The organism is Actinomadura decatromicini, assembly GCF_008121305.1.
Lineage (GTDB): Bacteria > Actinomycetota > Actinomycetes > Streptosporangiales > Streptosporangiaceae > Spirillospora > Spirillospora syzygii.
This window is the reverse complement of sequence record NZ_VSRQ01000005.1, coordinates 346,493-364,448: the sequence shown is the minus strand read 5'-3', so window position 1 is coordinate 364,448 and position 17,956 is coordinate 346,493. Positions and strand designations below refer to the sequence as shown.

General features: G+C 72.4%; 17 protein-coding genes. 8 read left to right on the top strand and 9 right to left on the bottom strand.

The features are described from left to right. Nucleotides 1-4: 4 nt before the first annotated feature. From FXF68_RS24405 to FXF68_RS24385, 5 genes are read right to left on the bottom strand one after another with little or no spacing between them, the layout of a single operon-like run. A complete protein-coding gene (locus tag FXF68_RS24405; protein ID WP_148763007.1) occupies nucleotides 5-1,432 on the bottom strand; it encodes an amidase in 1,428 nt (475 codons plus the stop codon). Continuing rightward, nucleotides 1,429-3,285: a dipeptide ABC transporter ATP-binding protein gene (locus FXF68_RS24400; protein ID WP_148763005.1), complete on the bottom strand. Its 1,857-nt coding sequence runs from the start codon at nucleotides 3,283-3,285 to the stop codon at nucleotides 1,429-1,431. The genes FXF68_RS24405 and FXF68_RS24400 overlap by 4 nt, the downstream gene beginning before the upstream one ends. A 16-nt stretch (nucleotides 3,286-3,301) precedes the next feature. Then, nucleotides 3,302-4,855, bottom strand: a complete 1,554-nt coding sequence (locus FXF68_RS24395) for an ABC transporter substrate-binding protein (RefSeq protein WP_187438086.1) — start codon at nucleotides 4,853-4,855, stop codon at nucleotides 3,302-3,304. Between the two features lie 44 nt (nucleotides 4,856-4,899). After that, complete coding sequence (locus tag FXF68_RS24390) at nucleotides 4,900-5,775, bottom strand: ABC transporter permease (RefSeq protein ID WP_148763001.1); 876 nt, start codon at nucleotides 5,773-5,775, stop codon at nucleotides 4,900-4,902. After that, nucleotides 5,772-6,800, bottom strand: coding sequence for an ABC transporter permease (locus FXF68_RS24385; RefSeq protein ID WP_148762999.1), 1,029 nt, complete (start codon nucleotides 6,798-6,800; stop codon nucleotides 5,772-5,774). The genes FXF68_RS24390 and FXF68_RS24385 overlap by 4 nt, the downstream gene beginning before the upstream one ends. Before the next feature lie 242 nt (nucleotides 6,801-7,042). Here FXF68_RS24385 and FXF68_RS24380 point away from each other — a divergent pair, with 242 nt between their 5' ends. Beyond that, nucleotides 7,043-8,449 (top strand): amidase, encoded by a 1,407-nt coding sequence (locus FXF68_RS24380; RefSeq protein WP_148762997.1) that lies wholly within the window; start codon nucleotides 7,043-7,045, stop codon nucleotides 8,447-8,449. Nucleotides 8,450-8,501: 52 nt separating this feature from the next. Here FXF68_RS24380 and FXF68_RS24375 read toward each other — a convergent pair whose 3' ends face one another. After that, complete coding sequence (locus FXF68_RS24375) at nucleotides 8,502-9,362, bottom strand: alpha/beta fold hydrolase (protein ID WP_148762995.1); 861 nt, start codon at nucleotides 9,360-9,362, stop codon at nucleotides 8,502-8,504. 126 nt (nucleotides 9,363-9,488) lie between these two features. Between FXF68_RS24375 and FXF68_RS24370 the strand changes: the two genes are divergently transcribed. Together FXF68_RS24370 and FXF68_RS24365 are read left to right on the top strand one after the other, a co-directional pair. After that, nucleotides 9,489-9,986, top strand: coding sequence for an FAS1-like dehydratase domain-containing protein (locus FXF68_RS24370; RefSeq protein WP_222870070.1), 498 nt, complete (start codon nucleotides 9,489-9,491; stop codon nucleotides 9,984-9,986). After that, entirely contained in the window at nucleotides 9,983-10,387 is a 405-nt protein-coding gene (locus tag FXF68_RS24365; protein ID WP_148762993.1) for a hotdog family protein, read from the top strand. The genes FXF68_RS24370 and FXF68_RS24365 overlap by 4 nt, the downstream gene beginning before the upstream one ends. Nucleotides 10,388-10,389: 2 nt before the next feature. Here the strand turns inward: FXF68_RS24365 and FXF68_RS24360 are convergent, their stop codons facing one another. Then, nucleotides 10,390-11,349: a quinone oxidoreductase family protein gene (locus FXF68_RS24360; RefSeq protein WP_148762991.1), complete on the bottom strand. Its 960-nt coding sequence runs from the start codon at nucleotides 11,347-11,349 to the stop codon at nucleotides 10,390-10,392. Between the two features lie 212 nt (nucleotides 11,350-11,561). On the opposite strand from FXF68_RS24360, the gene FXF68_RS24355 reads away from it, so the two are divergent. From FXF68_RS24355 to FXF68_RS24335, 5 genes are all read left to right on the top strand, one after another. Next, on the top strand, nucleotides 11,562-12,764 hold the full coding sequence (locus FXF68_RS24355; RefSeq protein ID WP_148762989.1) for a Rieske 2Fe-2S domain-containing protein: 1,203 nt from the start codon (nucleotides 11,562-11,564) through the stop codon (nucleotides 12,762-12,764). Between the two features lie 130 nt (nucleotides 12,765-12,894). Next, nucleotides 12,895-14,226, top strand: a complete 1,332-nt coding sequence (locus FXF68_RS24350; protein ID WP_148762987.1) for a M20 family metallopeptidase — start codon at nucleotides 12,895-12,897, stop codon at nucleotides 14,224-14,226. Further along, a complete protein-coding gene (locus FXF68_RS24345) occupies nucleotides 14,223-15,173 on the top strand; it encodes a DODA-type extradiol aromatic ring-opening family dioxygenase (RefSeq protein WP_148762985.1) in 951 nt (316 codons plus the stop codon). Before FXF68_RS24350 ends, FXF68_RS24345 begins: the two co-directional genes overlap by 4 nt. A 2-nt stretch (nucleotides 15,174-15,175) precedes the next feature. Beyond that, nucleotides 15,176-16,051, top strand: a complete 876-nt coding sequence (locus tag FXF68_RS24340) for an alpha/beta fold hydrolase (protein ID WP_148762983.1) — start codon at nucleotides 15,176-15,178, stop codon at nucleotides 16,049-16,051. A 141-nt stretch (nucleotides 16,052-16,192) separates the two neighbouring features. Beyond that, entirely contained in the window at nucleotides 16,193-16,927 is a 735-nt protein-coding gene (locus FXF68_RS24335; protein WP_148762981.1) for an IclR family transcriptional regulator, read from the top strand. 16 nt (nucleotides 16,928-16,943) lie between these two features. On the opposite strand, the gene FXF68_RS24330 is transcribed toward FXF68_RS24335, so the two are convergent. After that, nucleotides 16,944-17,351, bottom strand: coding sequence for a hotdog family protein (locus FXF68_RS24330; RefSeq protein WP_148762979.1), 408 nt, complete (start codon nucleotides 17,349-17,351; stop codon nucleotides 16,944-16,946). Continuing rightward, nucleotides 17,341-17,877: an FAS1-like dehydratase domain-containing protein gene (locus FXF68_RS24325; RefSeq protein ID WP_222870069.1), complete on the bottom strand. Its 537-nt coding sequence runs from the start codon at nucleotides 17,875-17,877 to the stop codon at nucleotides 17,341-17,343. Before FXF68_RS24325 ends, FXF68_RS24330 begins: the two co-directional genes overlap by 11 nt. Between the last annotated feature and the right edge of the window lie 79 nt (nucleotides 17,878-17,956).

The following is a 17,956-nucleotide window of genomic DNA, read 5'->3' as shown; positions in this document are numbered from 1 at the left end:
AAGGTCAACCGGCGAAGACGGGCGGCCGGAGGTGCGCCCACGGGCGCGCGGACTCGATCTGCGCCGCGACCGAGACGAGGAGGTCCTCCCGCCCGTACGCGGCGACGAGCTGGACGCCGATCGGCTCCCCGGCGTCCGTGACCGTCGCCGGGACGGAGATCGCGGGCTGCCCGGTCGTGTTGAACGGCGCCGTGAAGGTCAGGACGTCGACCGACGCCTGGATCCCGTCCGGCTCGATCCACGGCCAGCTCACCGGCTTCGGCGGGGTGGCGAAGACCGGGCTCAACAGGAGGTCGAAGCCGCCCGTCCACCAGCGGGCCATGCGGGCGCGGAGCCGTCCCTGCCAGGTCAGCGCGCCGGCCAGTTCGAGACCGGTGATCTCGCGGCCCCGCTTCACCCAGAACCAGGTGATCTCGTCGAGGTCGGACGGGCCGGGTTCGGCCCCGAGCTCAGCGGCGAGGGCGTCGACGTCCTGCGCGGCCGTCACGCTCAGCGCGTCGAAGAACATCGGCAGGCACAGCGGGTCCATGAGCGCGTCGGGGTGGGACTCCTCGACGCGGTGTCCGAGCCCGTCGAGCAGGTTCGCCATGTCCAGGACGGCGTCGCGTACCACCGGGACGACCTGCGGCGCGTGCTCCGGAGCGTATGACAGCACCCCGATGCGGAGGGGGCCGGGATCGCGTCCGACGAGCCCGGCGAGGCCGCCGTCCGGGAGGGCTGGGGGCTGCCCGGTGTCTCCGGGCGCTCCGCCGCTGACCGCGTCGAGAATGGCCGCCGTGTCCCGGACGGTCCGCGTCACCACCGCCGGGACGCTGTGTCCCCACCGGCTCGGGACGCCCGGCCCCGCGCTGATCCGCCCGTCGCTCGGCTTGAGCCCGACGAGGTGGCAGAACGCGGCGGGCATCCGGATCGAGCCGCCGCCGTCACCGCCCTGCGCGGCGGGCACCATGCCCGCCGCGACGGCCGCCGACGCCCCGCCCGACGAGCCGCCGGACGTCAGGTCGAGCCGCCACGGGTTGCGCGTGATCCCGTGCACCTCGCTCTCGCTGACGGACACGAGCCCGAACTCCGGCGTGGACGTCTGCCCGACCACGATGAAGCCCGCACCGGTGAGACGGCGGTTGATCGCCGAGTCCTCGCGCGCCGTCCGGCCGGACCGGGCGACCCAGGCCGAGCCGAGGTCCGCCGGGTCGCCCGCGCTGTCGTTCAGCGCCTTGACCAGCATCGGGACACCGGCGAACGGCGCGCCCGGCGCGGTCTCCCGGGCGGCGTCGAGCGCCCGCTCGTAGCGGCGGTGGACGACCGCGTTGACCTGCGCGTCGGTCGCCTCGATCCGCTCGATGGCCGCCTGGACGAGCTCCTCCGGCGTCGCCTCGCCCCGGCGCACCAGTTCGGCCTGGCCGACGGCGTCGACGTCCACGAGATCGGTCATCGTCCCTCCGTCCCGTCGGCGGCGGGGTGGTGGCAGGCGACCACGCGGCCCGGTTCCAGCTCGACGGGCTCGGGGCGGACCGTCCGGCAGTTGTCCTCGGCCGCAGGGCAGCGTGCCGCGAACGCGCACCCGGCCGGGGTCGCCGCCTCCTCCGCCTGGCCGGACTCCACCTGCCCGGACCGCGGCCGCCGCTCGGGACGCTCCGGACGGTCCCGCGGATCCGGCGACGGCATCGCCGCCAGCAGCTCCCGCGTGTACCAGTGCGCGGGCGCCGCGAACAGGCTCGCCGCGTCCGCCAGCTCGACGAGGCGTCCCGCGTACATCACCGCGACCCGGTCGCTGATCGCCCGCACCACGGCCAGGTCGTGCGAGATGAAGACGTACGTCAGGTTCTCGGCGCGCTGGATCTTCGAGAGCAGGTCGAGCACCTGCGCCTGGACGGACACGTCGAGCGCGGACGTCGGCTCGTCCAGCACGACGACCCTCGGGTCCCCGACGATGGCGCGGGCGATGGCGATGCGCTGCTTCTGGCCGCCGGAGAACTCGTCCGGCAGCCGGGCGGCGCTGTCCTCGGGCAGGCCGACCTCGCGGAGCACCTCCCGCACCCGCTCGGCGGCGGCCTTCGCGCCCGTGTCGGACGCCGCGAGCGGCTCCCGCACGGACGTCCCGACGCGCAGCCTCGGGTTCAGCGACCCCGCCGGGTGCTGGAAGACCATCTGCACCCGGCGGCGGAGCCTGCCGACCCGTCCGCCGCCGCCCGCCGCCGAGCCGCCGGGGTCGCTCATCGTCAGCCGTCCGGAGTCCGGCCGTTCGAGGTGGACGAGCATCTTCGCCAGCGTGCTCTTCCCCGATCCGGACTCGCCGACGACCCCGAGCACCTCCCCCTCCCGGACGTCGAGCGACACGCCCTGGACCGCGTGGATCAGGCGTCCGCGCGACCGGTAGGTGCGGCTCACGTCGTCCACGACGTAGAGCGGCTTCCCGGCGGCCGGGCGCGACTCCGTCTCCTCGCGCGGCCGGTCGAGCTGCGGGACGGAGCGCAGCAGCATCCGCGTGTACTCCGTCTTCGGCTCCAGCAGCACCTCCTCGACGCCGCCGTGCTCGACGATCTCCCCGTCGAGCATGACCGCGACCCGGTCCGCCGTCTGGGCGATCACCCCGATGTCGTGCGAGATGAGCACGATGCCGACGCCGAACTCGTCGCGGACCGTCCGGAACAGCTCCAGGATCCCGGCCTGGACGGTGACGTCGAGCGCCGTCGTCGGCTCGTCCGCGAGCAGCAGCGCCGGGTCCCCGGCCAGCGCGAGCGCGACCGCCGCGCGCTGCCGGAGACCGCCGGAGAGCTGGTGCGGGTACTGCCGGGCCCGCCGGTCCGGCTCGGGGACGCCGACCTTGTCCAGCAGCTCCCGGACGACGGCCCGCGCCTCCGCCCGCTTCACCCCGCGGTGCCGGGTGACGACCTCCGCGATCTGGTTCCCGATCCGCATGCTCGGGTCGAGCGCGCCCATGGCGTCCTGGAAGACCATCGCGACGGAGTCGCCGCGCATCCGCGTCAGCGTCCGCTCGTCCGCCGCGAGGACGTCGGTGCCGCAGATCGTCAGCTCGTCCGCGGTCACGGCGGCGGCCTTCGGCAGCAGCCCGAGGCAGCCGAGCGCGACCGAGCTCTTGCCGCTGCCGCTCTCCCCGATCAGCCCGACGATCTCGCCGCTCCGCACGCTGAGGTCCACGCCCCGGACGCTCGGCGTCCCGGTCCCGTACCCGATGGTCAGGTTGCGGATCGCGAGGACCGGGCCGGACGGGTCGCCGTCCGCGCCGTCCGGGGCCGCCGTGTCCGCCGCAGGTCTGCCCTTCATGCCTCTCCTCGGCCGGTCAGGAGTTCTTCAGGAAGATGCGCGTGCCGGACGGGTCCGCGTCGAACTTCTTGATCTTCGGGCCCCACGCGTCGTAGGCGATCGGGGACGCGTACGGGACGACCATGTACACGCGCTCCGCGACGTACCGGTTGATCTCCGCGTACATCCGCTTGCGCTCGGCGTCGTCCTTCGCCTTCGTGACGGCGTCCGACATCATCTGCCACAGCTTCGGGTCGTTGATCTTCGTGGACGGGATGCCCTTGGCGAACCACAGCGCGAGGTACTGGCTGGCGTCGGCGTTGAGGGCGGCGGTGAGCTGGATCATGTCCGCGTTCCACTTGCCGGACAGCAGGTTGCCGACGAGCTGCCCGAACGGGAGCTGCTTGATCTCCAGCTCGATGCCGATCTGGGAGAGCTGCTGCTTCATGAGCTGGGCCGTCGGCAGGATCTGCGGGATCTCCGACTGGAGGGCCATCGTCAGCTTGACGTCCTTCGCGCCCGACTCGGCCAGCAGCTTCTTCGCCTCGGCCTGGTTGTAGGTGTAGTTCGGGAAGTCGGCCGTGGCGGCGGCGCCCAGCGGGTCGGCGGGCGGGACGACGCCCGCGAGCTCCCCGACGCCCTGCGAGCCGATCTTGATGAGCTGCTGACGGTCGATGCCGACGCTGACCGCCTTGCGCACCTTCTCGTTCGCGAGCGGGCCCTGCGTCGCGTTCATGCCGAGCCAGTAGGACCCGACGTTGTGCGTCGGGCCCACGTTGATGCCGCGCCGCTTCAGCGCCTCGACGTTCTTCGGCAGCTTCACCTGCGTCATGTCGACCGAGCCGGACTGGAGGGCCTGGACGCGGGTGGACTCGTCCGGGATGAGCCGGTAGTCGATGGCGTCGAACCCGGGCTTGGGTTTGTCCCAGTACCCGGCGAACTTCACCGTCTTGATGAGCGAGCCCTCCTGGTACGCGGCCAGCTTGTACGGGCCGGTGCCGTTCTCCTGGGTCTTGCGCTCGTTCTCCGACTTGGACTTCGTCCACTGCTCGCTGACGATCCCGGCGCTCCACGGCTGGGCGAGCAGGTGCAGCAGCGACGCCTGCGGCGCCTTGAGCGTGATGGTGACCTTGTCCTCGCCGACCGCCTTGACGTCCTTGAAGCTGTAGAGCGAGACGTACGGCGAGTGCGTCTTCGGGTCGACGATCCGCTTGAGGCTGAACACGACGTCGCTCGCCTTCACCGGCGTCCCGTCGTGGAACGTGACGCCCTTGCGCAGCGTGAACTCGTACTCGGTCGGGGACACCTGCTTCCACGACTCCGCGACCGCCGGCTTCAGCGTCGTCGTGTCGGTGTCGAGGGCGAGGAGGCCCTCGTAGAACTGCGCGACCATGCGCTTGGCGTTGAACGCCTGGGCCATGATCGGGTCGAGGCCGCTGAGCGGCTGGCTGTCGTCGGCGACGACCAGGGCGCCGTCGCGCGCCGCCGTCCCGGACGATCCGGACGACGACGACCCGGAGCCGCTGCACCCGGCGACGGCCAGCGTCGCCGCGGTGCTGAGCGCCAGGGCGCCGAGCATGCCTCTTCCCATGCGTTTGCCCGCCATAGTGATGCCTTCCTTCTTCTTGAGAATGGTCAGACGACCGAGCGGCGGGAGACGGAGAACCCCTCGCCGATCAGGCTCCAGCCGATGGACGAGAGCAGCAGCGCACCCGCCGGACCCAGCGGAAGCCAGGGCGAGTCGGCCATGTAGTTCTGCGATTCGAAGATCATCCGGCCCCAGCTCGGGGTCGGCGGCTGCACACCTAGGCCGAGGTAGCTCAACGACGATTCCAGCAGGATGACGATCGCCGCCGTATTGGCGAGCTGCACCATCATCAAGGGAAAGACATTGGGCAGAAGATGCTTGACCGCGATGACCGGGGCGCGCACCCCGGAAATGCGGGCGGAAAGAATGAACTCCCGTTCCCGCAATTCGAGGCAGCGCGCCCGCACCACCCGCGCGAACTGCGGGATCGACACCACCGCGAGGACGATGATCAGCGTCTTGCGGGTGGGCGAGAACACCGTGATGGCGGCCAGCGCGAGCAGGATCGACGGGAACGACAGCAGCAGGTCGACCGCCGCCATGAGCAGCGCGTCCAGCCGTCCGCCCTGGAGCCCGGCGGCGAGCCCGATCATGGACCCGACGACCAGGGCGAGCAGGGCGCTGAACACGGCGATCGACAGCGACGTCCGCCCGGCGATGCACAGCCGGACGAAGTAGTCGCGGCCGAGGTCGTCGGTGCCCATCCAGTGCGTGCCGTCGAGCCCGGTGAACGGGTCGCCCGCGACCTCCGTCGGCGAATACGGGCGCAGCACGCCGACCAGGTAGGACATGCCGACCAGGGCCAGCAGGATCAGCACCCCGGCGATGATCCCGGCCCGCGAGCGCAGCACGGGCCGCAGCGACCGCCCGGCGGGTCCGTCCTTGGAGGCCGGGACGTCCTCCACCGTGACGATGTCACTCATCGCAGCCCACCTACCTTGGGGTTGATCAGCGGATAGAAGAGGTCGACCACGAGGTTCATCACGACGAAGACGCCGCCGAGCAGGAGGATGCACGCCTGCGCGGCGGCGTAGTCCTTCTGCAGGATCGAGGTGACGGTGAGCTGCCCGATGCCGGGGATCGCGAAGACGTTCTCGATGAGGATCGACTGCCCGACCATCCCCGCGAGCTGGAGCCCGGCGATGGTGACGACCGGCCCGGACGCGTTCCGCAGCCCGTGCCGGACCGTCGCCTGGAGCCGGGTGGCGCCGGTCGCGAGCGCGGTCCGCATGTAGTCCTGCTCGTAGACCTCCAGCATCGACGCCCGCATGTACCGGCAGATCGTCGAGCCGAGCGGCAGGCCGAGCGCCAGCGCCGGAAGGACCAGCGCCTGGACGTTCCGCACCGGGTCCGCCGTGAACGGGGCCCAGCCGAGCGTCGGCCAGGACGGCACGACCATCGACGCGAACAGCACCAGCGCGACGCCGAACGCGAAGACCGGCGTCGCCAGGCCGAGGAACGTGGCGCTCCGCGCGACCCGGTCGAAGAACCGGCCGCGCTTCATCGCCGCGATCGCCCCGAACGGCACGCCCCAGGCGATGGAGACGATCGTGGCGGCGATGGCGAGTTCGAGCGTGTTCGGCAGCCGGTCGGCGATCAGCGTCCGGACGGGCTGGCCGTTGAAGACCGAGATGCCGAAGTCGCCGCGCAGGACGTTCGCGAGCCAGTGCGTGTACTGCTCGATGAGCGGGCCGTCCAGGCCGAGGTCGCGGGTCAGCTGGGCGCGGGTCTCCGGGGTGCTGTAGGGGCCCGCGAGCAGGTCCACCGAGTTGCCCGGCAGCATGTGGACGAGCCCGAACGCGATGATCGACAGCAGGAACATGACGAGGACGCCGCGCAGCAGCCGCGTCCCGAGGAAGAGCACGAGCGGGGGCGGCGTCAGGCGACGCGCGGCGCGCTCCTCCGGTGGCCTCACCTTCGGAGAAGGCGCCTGTGTCGCTGAGCTCATCCGAACCTCCTGCCGCCTGCCCCTGCGAGTGGCAGCAAGGTTGTTCAGGTCACACTCCGGATGCCACCCGCACGTCTCGCTGAGCGGACCGCGGGCCGAACCTGGTTCGCCGCCGCGAACCCGCTGATCACCGGCCGGTCCTGGTCCGGGCGCCGGGGCCGGTTCGGACAGCGGACCGCCGCCCTCCCGCCGGGCGCGCCGCGTGCGCGACCATGCACCGAACCGGCGGAAGGAGTTAACGCATGCAGCCCACGGCCAAGGAATGGCTGGCCCGGATGGGGCGGGGGGAGATCTCGGCGGTCGAGCTGGCCGAGCACTACCTCGCCCGCGTCGGCGCCGTGAACCCCCGCCTCAACGCCGTGGTCGCGCTCGACGCGGACGCCGTCCGGGCGGCGGCACGGGACGCCGACGAGCGCCGCAGCCGCGGCGAGGACGGCCCGCTGCTCGGCCTGCCCGTCACGATCAAGGACTGCCTGGACGTCGCGGGCCTGCCCTGCCGGGCCGGGTCGCGCGCCCGCAAGGACGTGCCCCGGGCGGACGCCGTGGTCGTCGAGCGGATCAAGCGGGCCGGGGGCGTGATCCTCGGCAAGACGAACCTGCCGGAGCTGGGCTCGTCCTACGAGACCGACAACAAGGTGTACGGGCGGACGAACCATCCGCTCGACGCGGCGCGGACGCCGGGCGGGTCCAGCGGCGGGGAGGCGGCGGTCATCGGCGCGGACGCGTCCCCGCTCGGCGTCGGCACGGACGGTGGCGGCTCCGTCCGGGTGCCGAGCCACTACTGCGGGCTCGTCGGGCTGCGGCCCACGACCGGGCGCGTCCCCGCGACGGGGAGCTGGCCCGACAAGCGCTCCGGCCCGACCCTCGACATCACCTGCGTCGGCCCGATGGGACGCTCCACCGCCGACATCGCGCTGCTCCTCGACGTGATCCACGGACCGGACCTCGCGGACCCGTTCGCGCATCCGGTGCCGCTGCGCGACTGGTCGGCGGTCGACGTCGCGGGCCTGCGCGTCGGCTGGTACGTCGAGGACGGCCTCGCCCACCCGTCGGACGCGACCGTCGCGGCCGTCCGCCGCGCCGCCGGGATCCTGGAGAAGGCCGGGGCCGCGGTCGTCCGGGTCGAGCCGCCCGCCGTCACCGAGGCGACCGAGCTGTTCTTCTCCGCCCTCGCGGCGGACGGCGGCGACGGCGTCCGCGCCCTGGTCGGGGACGCGCCGGACGACCACACCGAGCAGTTCCTCGACCTGCTGGACAACCCGCGGCACGGCAGCTCGACGTCCGCCGGGGACTACTTCGCGCTGCTCGACCGGATGTTCGGCCTGCGGTCACGGGTGCGGCGGTGGATCGACGGCTACGACGTCGTGCTCGCCCCGGTCGCCGCCGGGCCCGCGCCCCGGCACGGCGAGCCGCCGCAGGGCGTCGCCGCCGCCGACTACGGCCGGTACGAGGGGTTCAACTACACCCACACCTACAGCGTCGCCGGGCTGCCGTCGGCGTCCGTCCCGGCCGGGGTCGAGGGCGGCCTGCCGATCGGGGTGCAGGTCATCGCGCAGTGCTGGCGGGAGGACCTGGTGCTCGCCGCGTGCGCCGCGATCGAGCGCGAGACGGGCGGCTTCCAGATCGTCGACCGTCCCGCCCTTTCCTGAAGACAAGTGCGCGGCGGGACGGGCCCGGCCCGTCCCGCCGCGTCCTGTCAGGTCAGTCGTCGTGGCGCTGGTTCAGGAAGCCGGTCACGACCGAGTAGAAGTCGTGCGGACGCTCCTCCTGCAAGTGGTGCGAGGCGTAGTCCATGACGTAGAGGTGTCCGCGCGGCACCATGCGGGCCAGCATCAGCGGATAGTCGGGCGTCAGGAACGCGTCGTACATGCCCCACGCGAACAGGACGGGCGCGATGACGCGGCCCAGTTCCTCGGTGAGGTCCTGCCAGTCGCCGCGCGGGTTGTCCGAGGACGCGGCGAGCGCCATCTCCTCGGGGTCGAGGCTCTGCTCGTAGCGCAGCGTGACGGTCTCGTCCGGGAGGGCCTCCGCGTCGTACCACTCCAGCCGCGCGATCAGGTCGCGCATCTTCTCCCAGGACGGGCCCGTCCCGCCGTAGTAGGCGTCGCGGGCGTTGCGGCCGCGCCGGCCGCCCTCCGGCAGCGGGGCGAGCGGCCCGTAGAACACCGGCATGCTGCCCGTGACGACCAGGGACCGCACCCGCTCCGGGTACTTCGCCGCCAGGTTCAGCGCGATCGTGCCGCCCCAGGAATTGCACACGAAGTCGGCGCGGCCGATTTCCAGGGTGTCCATGAGCGCGATCGTCTTGGCGGCGTGGAAGTCCCACATCGGCCCGGTGATAACGCATTTCTCCGACCGGCCGTACTGGAGGATGTCGACCAGGAAGCAGTCCCGGTCGCGCGCGAACATTGGCGCGACGGCGCCGAAGTCCGTCCAGGCCGTGCAGCCCGGACCGCCGCCGTGCAGGAAAATCGTCGGGGCGCCCGAACCCATTCTCGTGTAGTGGTATTTCACGCCGTCTGCCTCGGCGTAAAGGCCCTCGGGGCCCGGCTTGGTGTCCATCCACGGATCATCACCGGCGGGCGCGGGCGCTGGAAGGGCGGCGGTCCGCTGAGCGGTCCCCGTCCCTTACCGCGGATCGGACCCGTGCGTATGGTGCGTTTCCGGACGACCCGATGGAGGTGGCAGGTGGAACCGGAGGCGTCCCACACGGGCGTGGACCTCGCCGAGAAGCGGGCCCGCGCCCTGGTCGGACGGGTGGAGCGCCGGTCGCTCGGCGTCGTACGCGCCGACGCCGCCGCCGAGTTCGCGCGGGCCGCCGGGGAGGACGCGCCGCGCCTCGTCGACCCGGACCACCCGGAGTTCGCCGTCCATCCGATGTACGTCGTCAGCCTGCTGCGCGGCGCGCCCGGCGCGGACGACGCGGAGTTCCGCCCGGACGGCATGTACCGCGACGAGGTCCCCGGCACGGACGGCCTCGACGTCTCTCTCATGGCCGGTGGCCAGGACGTCCGCTGGACGGGCGCGGTTCGCGTGGGCGACGACGTCGAGGTCCGCCGGACGCTCGTCTCCGTCGAGCGGAAGGGGCGGGGGGCGGGCTTCGTCCTGCTGACCGTCGAGAAGACGTACGGGACGCCGGAGCGCGGCGTGCTCGTCGAGGTCACGGAAAGGTTCATCGTCCGATGAGCGAGCACGCACCCGTCCCGGGACAGGACGTGACGCCCGTGCGGTCCGCGCCCGACGCGGTCCGGCTGCTGCGGTTCGGCGCGGTGACGCGGAACGCGCACCGGATCCACTACGACGCCGGGTTCGCCCGCTCCGAGGGACTCGACGGGCCGGTCGTGATGGCCCAGTTGCACGGCTGCCTGTTCCACCGCGCGGCGGCGGAGTTCGCGGGCGGCGACCCGGCGGCGGTGCGCGCGGTCGGCTGGCTGAACCGCGCGCCCGCGTGCGCCGGGGACCGGCTGACCGTCACCGGGACCGTCCGGGAGGTCGGCCCGGACGAGATCGTCCTCGACCTGGAGGAGCGGCGCGGCGACGGCACCGTCTGCTGCCGCGGCCACGCCGTCGTCGCCCGGAGTTCTTGAGGTCAGGGCATGGTCAGGGCGACCTTGCCGATGGCCGCGCCGGTGCGCAGCCGCTCGACGGCCTCCCCGAGCCGGTCGAGCCCGTACCGCTCGACGGGCAGGCTCAGCTCCCCGGCGGCGATCTCCTTCAGCAGCCGGTCGCCGACCTCGCCGAGCGCGCCGCCGCGCACCATCAGGTTGACCGGCAGCAGCGAGACGTCGGCCAGCAGGAAGTCGGCCAGGTCGACGGTGAACTCGCGACCGGCGGTGTACCCGACGAGCGCGGCGCGGCCGCCCGGCCGGACGTGCCCGAGCCCGTTCGCCAGCACCGGCCCGCCCACGGTGTCGACCAGCGCGTCGACGGGGCCGCCGAGCGCGTCGCGGTCCGCCAGGTCGGCGGCGAGGACGGCCCGCGCCCCGGACGGGACGTGCGCCAGCTTGCCGGGCCGTCCGACGACGCCGATCACCTCGGCCTCGGCCCGCACCGCGAGCTGCACGGCCAGCGACCCGACCGCCCCGGCCGCGCCGGTCACGACGACGCGCTCCCCCGCCTCGATCGCCGCGACGTCGTGCAGCGCGGCCCACGCCGTGGCGGCGGGCGAGAAGAAGCAGCAGGCCAGCACCGGGTCGACGCCGTCCGGCACGGCGACGACCGCCTTGTCCGGCACGACGGCGTGCTCGGCCCAGCCGCCGTCCCGGCGCAGCCCGAGCCCGGCGCCGCGCACCCGGACGAGCGCGCCCACCGGGTGGGCGCCGGACGCGACGACCGTCCCGCACGCCTCGGTGCCGGGCACGAACGGCAGCGCCGGCAGGATGCCGAACCGGCCGTCCACGATGTTGAGGTCGAGGTGCCCGACCTGCGCGGCGCCGATCCGGACGAGCGTCTCCCCGTCCCCGGGCGGCGGGACCGGACGGGTCTCGACGCGCGGCGTCGATCCGAACTCGGTCAGCACGAGCGCCCTGGACGCGTTCACCGTGGTCATCACGCCCTCACCGTAGGACCGGCCGCCGGGCGCCCGCATGGCGCGCGGTCCGCTGACCGGACCGCCGGGCCGCCGGTCCGGCCCCGCCGCCCGCCCGTCCGCGCCGCCCGGCCTCCGGCGTCTTGCTGAGCGGTCCGTTTCCATAGGCAAGCCGTTTCCGGCGGCCAATCATCTCGGCATCGCTCAACGTGACATCCGGAAGGACGATGCGCATGACCGGCTCAGACTCGCCCGATCCGAAGGACGGGGACGGCGCCCGCCCCAGGACGCGCGGGGTGGCGCGGCCGGGCCGGCAGGACTGGTCCGCCTGGCCCGAGTACGACGCCGCCGCCGAGGGCTTCCGCGGCTACTGGTACCCGGTCACCTGGTCCAGTCACGTGACCGGGAAGCCCCTCGCCATCAAGGTCTGCGGGGAGAAGATCGCCCTGATCCGGGACGGCGGCCGGGCGTACGCGCTGCACGACCGCTGCCCTCACCGGGGCGTCCCGCTGTCGCTCGGCGACCAGCAGTTCCCGGGCACGCTGAGCTGCCCGTACCACGGCTGGACGTACCGGCTGAACGACGGCCGGTTGTGCGCGGTCATCACCGACGGGCCCGAATCGCGCATCTGCGGCAAGGTCACCGTGCGGACCTATCCGGTCGAGGAACGGCTCGGAATGGTGTGGGTGTACGTGCCCCTCGCGAACGAGGAGCCGCACTCGATCGACTCTCAGCTTCCCGAGGAACTGGTCGAGAACCAGTTCGTCATGGGCGGCCGGATGCAGGACCGTTCCGGGAACTGGCGTTTCGCCGCCGAGAACGGCTTCGACGAGGGGCACGCGAAATACCTGCACCGCACCTCGATGTGGCGGATGTTCAAACCGATGCCCACCTGGAACATCACCAAGATCGTCCCTGGCGGGCGGTGGATCTACCGCGTCCAGGAGGAGGTCCACTGGGACGCGGACTTCCCCGGCGTCGGACGCTGGTCGAACAAGCGGTGGTGGAAGCTCCAGCCGCCGAAGGAGACCTTCAACATCGGCAATACCGGCAAGCCGAGGAAGGTCGACCCGGTCATCGAGAAGTGCGATTTCCCGGGTTTCGCGTCGCTGTCCATGCCGGGTGTGCTGCGCATCGTCTACCCGAACTTCATCCACTACGAGTTCTACGTCCCGGTGGACGCCGACAACCACCGGTACGTCGGCGTGATGATCAACTTCACCGAGGGCTGGAAGGCCGCCGGGTTCTATGTCAAGTACCTGGGCGCCATTCGCTGGCTGTTCCACGGCCAGTTCACCGGCCAGGACGCCTGGATGGTCGACGTCACCGACGCCCCGCCGGAGAAGCTCTACCGCCCCGACGTGTCCCTGACCGCCTGGCGCGGCCTCGCGCAGGACGAGTTCGCCAAGAAGAAGGCGGCGGCGGGCGCGAAATGAGATCCGAGGAGAGATCCGTGCGACGTACCCTGCTCACCCTGCTCGCGGGCGCGGCCCTCGCGGTGGCCGCGCCGCTGCTCTGGCGGCGGCTCGCCCGCACCGTCAACACCCAGGTCCACCGGATCGACCCGTGACCGCTCCGGACGGCCTCGCCGGGCTGGACGACCGCCGCCGGGAGCCAATCGCGGCGGCGTGGCGGCACGTCACCGCCGACCGGCTCCGCGACCTGGTGCGCGGCCTGGTGGACGTGCCGAGCCCCACCGGCCGCGAGGGCCCGCTCGCCCGGCACATCGCGGACACGCTCGCCGCCGCCGGGATCACGGCGGCGGCGCAGCCGATCGACGACCGGCAGGCGAACGCGTGGGGACGGCTGCGCGGCGACGGCACCGGCCCCGACCTCATGCTGTACGCGCCGATCGACACGCTGACCACCGGCGACGCCGGCGAGGACGTCCCGTGGATCGGGCCGGAGCTGCGTCCTGACATGCGCGCCGAGGCGCGGGACGCCGGCGACCTCGTGACCGGGCTCGGCGCGTCCAACCCGAAGGGCCACGCGGCCTGCGTGCTGATGGCCGCCGAGGCGATCCACCGCGCCGGGGTGCCGCTGACCGGCGACCTGCTCGTCGCGTTCGGAGCGGGCGGGATGCCGACGAACGCGCTGCCCGGCGACGCCCGGCGCAACACCGGGCAGGGGGCGGGCTGCTCGTTCCTGCTCGAACAGGGCCACTGGACGGACTTCGCGGTCATCGCCAAGCCCGGCTGGACGGTCTCCTGGGAGGAGGTCGGCCTCGCCTGGTTCGAGGTGACGGTGCACGGCGTCCACACCTACGTCGGGTCGCGGCACCGCCTGCCCTACCGCAACGCGATCGCCGCGGCGGGCGAGGTCGCGAAGCGGCTCGAAGCCTGGTTCCCGGAGTACGCCGAGCGGCACACCGAGGGGACGGTCGCGCCGCAGGGCGTCGTCGCGTCGGTGGAGGGCGGCTGGCCGCGGATGGCGGCGGTCACGCCCGCCGCCTGCCGGATGCTGGTCGACCTGAGGCTCAGCCCGCGCACCACGCCGATGCAGGCCAAGCGCGAGTTCGCCGCCGCGATCGAGAAGATTCGCGCCGACCTTCCCGGAACCGAGGTCGCCTTTGAAATGGTGCTCGCCATTCCGGGCACCGCGTCCGACCCGGACATGTGGGTGTGCCGCAGCGCCATCGCCGCGTGGGAGGCCATGGCGGGACGCCCGCACGAGGTGATCCGCGGCAACAGCGGCGCGACGGACGCCAACATCCTGCGCGGACGGGGCGTCCCGACCGTGCGGATCGGCATGCCCAAGGTGACCGACGCGCCTTTCGACATCGACTTCTCGATGGGGATGAACACGGTCGACGTCCGGGAGATGGAAAGGCTCACGCGCCATCTGATCCGCACCGCCGTCGACACCCTGACCCGAACCCGAGCCGAGGTGGGACTGTGACGGAGATCGTGCTCGGTGTCGGGGCGTCGCACAGCACGCTGATGAACACCCATTGGGAGGAGACGACCCACAAGGACGAGGCGGAGCGTTTCCGCGACGGGCTCCGCGCGGCCCGCGACGAACTGGCGGCCGCGCGTCCGGACACCGTCGTCCTGGTCGGCTCGAACCATTTCCGCGGGTTCTGGCTCGACCTCATTCCGAGCTTCACGATCGGCGTCGGCGAATGCGTCGCGAGCGGCGAGTCCGGAACGCCGGAGGGCCCGCAGCCGGTGGACGTGGACCTGGCCCGGCACATCGCCGACACGCTCGTCGGCGGCGGCCGTTTCGACGTCGCCTTCTCGGCCCGGCTGCAGATCGACCACGGGCAGTCGCACGCGATCCAGTACCTGCTCGACGGGCTGGACGTGGAGATCGTCCCGCTCGTCGTGAACGTGTTCGCGCCGCCGCTGCCGACCCTCGCCCGCTGCGAGGCGCTCGGCCACGCGATCCGGGAGGCCGTGAACGCCTTCCCCGGCGAAAGGCGCGTCGCCGTCGTCGGCTCCGGCGGCCTGTCGCACCGGCTGCCCTGGCCCGACTGGCGGAGCCCGGACGGCGACGACGAGGAGTTCATGGTCCGCGCCTGGCTCGACGGCCGGAACAACTGGCGCGACTACGACGCGCGGCGGCGGCAGATCGTCCGGGCCGCCGAAAGCGCCATCACCCCGGAATTCGACGAGGAGTTCCTCGACCTGGTCGAGAAGGGCGAGACGCACCGCCTCACCGAGCAGACGACCGAGGAACTCGAAAAGGCGGCCGGGAACGGCGCGCAGGAACTGCGCACCTGGCTCGTCATGGCCGCCGCGCTCGGGCACGCGCCCGGCCGCCGCCTCGCCTACGAGGCGATCCCCGACTGGCTCACCGGAATGGCCGTCGCCGTCATCGACCCCGCCGCATCACGAAAGGTTTAGCGATGAGCATCTGGACCGCATTGTCGGACCTCGACTACCGGCACACCTACGTCGACGCGGGCGGCGTCCGGACGAGGGCCGTGCAGGCCGGGCCCGAGGACGGCGAGCACGTCGTCTTCCTGCACGGCACCAGCGGGCACCTGGAGGCGTTCGTCCGGAACCTCCCGGCGCACGCGGACGAGTACCGCTGCCACGCCGTCGACATGCTCGGCCACGGGTACACCGGGAAGCCGGACGTCCCGCAGGAGATCCCGCGCTACGTCGAGCACCTGATCGCCTACCTGGACGCGGTCGGCGCGGAGCGCGCCCACCTGGTCGGCGAGTCGCTCGGCGGATGGGTGTCGGCGTGGGCGGCGAGCGAGCACCCGGAGCGGGTCGCGTCGCTGCAACTGCTGTGCATGGGCGGCACCAAGGTCAACCCGCCCGTGATGGAGCGCATCAAGAAGACGACGACGGCCGCGTCCCTGAACGAGGACGTGGAGCTGACCCGCGACCGGCTGCGCCTCCTGTGGGCCGACTGGGACGAGGAGCTCGGCGACGAGCTGACCGAGGTCCGCTACGCGATCTACCACCGCCCCGACTTCCAGAAGAACCTGCCGAACCTGCTCGCCTTGCAGGAGACCGAGGTCCGCGAGCGGAACCTGCTGCTGCCGGAGCGGATGGGCCGGATCACGGCGCCGACGCTGGTGGTCTGGGGCAACAAGAACCCGTTCGGCGACGTGCCCGAGGCGCAGGCGATCACCGACGCGATCCCGGGCGCCCGGCTGGAGATCTTCAACGGCTGCGGGCACTGGCCGCAGCACGAGCGGGCCGACGAGTACAACCCGCTGAGCTTGGCGTTCCTGGCGGACGCCCAGGTCAGAGCATTGCCAAAGTAAGCAGAATGTGATTTGTTACATCATCCAGGCTCCCATGGCCGCCGAATCCCCTGCGAGGTCAGAGTCGTGGCAGTGGTTCCGTTCGCTCGTTCTGGATCGACAGCCGTCGCCGCCGCGGAGCATTCCGCGGACGTCGACTCGATGAACTCCGTCATCGGCAAGACGCGGCTCATCGTCGAGGCGTTCACCGCCGATGACGACGCGCTCTCGCTCGCCGAGCTGGTCCGGCGGTCCGGGGTGACGAAGGCCAGCGTGCACCGGCTCGCCCAGGAACTGCTCGAATGGGGCGTGCTCGAACGGGCCGGGAACCGGTACCGGCTCGGCCTGCGGCTGTTCGAGATCGGCCAGCGGGTGCCGAGGCAGCGCAATCTCCGCGAGGCCGCCCACCCGTACATGGAGGACCTGCTGCTCGCCACGCAGGAGACCGTCCATTTCGCGATTCACGACGGGCTGGAAGTGCTTTATGTGGAGAAGCTCGTCGTCCATCGCGGGCTGAACAAGCAGTCCCGGATCGCGGGACGGCTGCCGCTGCACTGCACGGCCACGGGCAAGGTGATCCTCGCCTTCTCGCCTCCCGAACTGCTTCAGGAAGTGGTCCGCAACGGGCTCACCGTGCTGACCCGCAAGACCGTCACGCAGCCGGGACGGCTCCGCCAGCAGGTGGAGCGGGCCCGCGCGGGACGCCTCGCGGTCGAGGTGGAGGAGACCAGGCTCGGCTACATGAGCGTGGCCGTCCCGGTCTTCGGCGAGGGAGACGCGCTGGTCGGGGCGCTGTCGATCACGGCGCCGACCTTCCGGATGAACCTCGGCCGGTTCGCGGGGGGCCTGCGGACGGCGGCGAACGGGATCTCCCGCTCGCTCCAGTCCGCCTCCTAGGCCGCCGGCGGGACGGTCAGCGCGATGGGACGCGCACCTCAGCGGTGCCGGTCGCGCACACCGTCCCGTCGGCGGCCGTCCCGGTCAGGTCGAACTCGACGAGGCGGCCGTCGCCGTCGTCCGTCACCGCCGTGACCTGCCCGGAGAACGTCAGCGGGACGTCCGCGAACGCGGTCGCGCGGTTGCGCCACTCGACCCGGCGCAGGACGGCGCCGGGTCCGGCGAAGTTCAGGACGGTCCGCGCGAACATCTCGCCGTGCAGGGTCGACTGCACCACCACGTCGGGGAATCCCTCGGCGCGGGCGTGCGCCTGGTCGTAGTGGATGCGGTGCGAGTTCCAGGTGACCGCGCTGAACCGGAAGAGCGCCAGGTGCGTCGGGGTGTACTCGATCGGCGGGCATGCGGTGCCCGGTTCATTCGCCATCGTCGTCTCCCAGCACGATCACCGATTCGTCCATGACCACGAGAGGCGTGCCGGCGGCGTCCGTGTAGTCCGTGCGCAGGGCGAGGACGACGAAGTCCCCGGCCCTGCCGTGTTTGCGCGACGCGCTCGTGAGCCGCCGCTCGGCGTGCACGACCGTCCCGGCCGTGACGGGCGCGAGCAGCCGGACGGCCTGCCCTCCGTGCACCTGCCGAACCGGGAGGCCCGCCGTGCACGGCGACTCCCGCGCGGCGAGCCCGTCCGGCCGCAGCTCGCCTTCGGGTGGGCCGTCCGCCCAGCTCAGGACGCCGGTCAGGAACATCGGCGGCGCGACGACCGGGCGTCCGGCGGCCTCGTCCGCGCGGGCCACCGCCGCGTACCCGTCGTCGCCGACCGCGACGGCGTACCGGCAGACGTCCCTGACCGTGACCTCGCCCAGCCGCTCCCGCTCGACCGTGCCCACCAGGCTCTCGGCCCGCGCGCACACCTCGTCGAGCGGGTCGGGAGCGCTCTCGTCGTCCTTCGTCACGGGGCCGACGTTTCCACGGCGTGGACGGGGCGGTAAGGCGATCGTCCTGCTCACCGGACCGCGCCGGTTGGTGGCCGGG